At 50.3% G+C, this 732-nt stretch carries 1 protein-coding gene; it reads left to right on the top strand.

Going from position 1 to position 732, the window contains the following annotated elements; all coding sequences use genetic code 11:
- Positions 1–157 precede the first annotated feature (157 nt).
- Positions 158–732, top strand: a 575-nt coding sequence (locus J5224_RS32605; RefSeq protein ID WP_264629072.1) for an MFS transporter, incomplete at its 3' end; no start/stop codon positions are given.

A 732-nucleotide genomic window follows, 5' to 3' on the forward strand; every position in this document is an offset into this window, starting at 1 on the left:
GATAGCTGACAACCTTAGCAGGATATGCAACACTCTCTCGTACAAATGTACGACGCAAAAAAACGATTATTGATGGTGAATATTCATAACCGGTCAATAATCACACTCACTGCTATGCGTGCTGTGCAACCCGATAATGCGAGTAAGGTTGGTTGTTATGTCTTCATCCGTTTTGCGTCAAAAAGTGGCGCTATTCGCCCTGATGTTTTTGCCCGGCTTCGCCTGGAGTTCCTGGATCACCCGAACGCCGTTGATTCGGGACACGCTGCATGCCTCTACTGAGGTTTTCGGGTTAATTCTGTTTGGTTTTTCCTGCGGTTCCATGGTGGGAATACTCTGGTCAGGAAAACTGATCAACAAGTACGGCATTCGCCGCGTTGCGCTGGCGGGTTTTATGTTGCTGGCCGTCGGTTTCCTGCTGCTGGCCGTAGCGCTGCTACTGGCAAATCAACAGATGGCTTTCTGTGCGCTGGCGCTGTTTGGTATGGGACTGGGCATGATTGATATTGTCTTGAATATCGAAGGTGCCGCATTTGAACAGCATATCAATCAAGTCATCATGACCACGCTGCACGGCTTTTTCAGTCTGGGCACGCTGGTCGGCGCGCTGATCGGCATGGGGATGACCGCACTGGACATCAGCATCAACCTGCATTTTGGCATAATTATCATCCTGACTGCGCTGACGCTGGCATTACAATTTACCCATATGCCTTGGGCCAGTGCTCTGGT

The sequence above is a fragment of the Candidatus Symbiopectobacterium sp. NZEC135 genome (assembly GCF_025962695.1).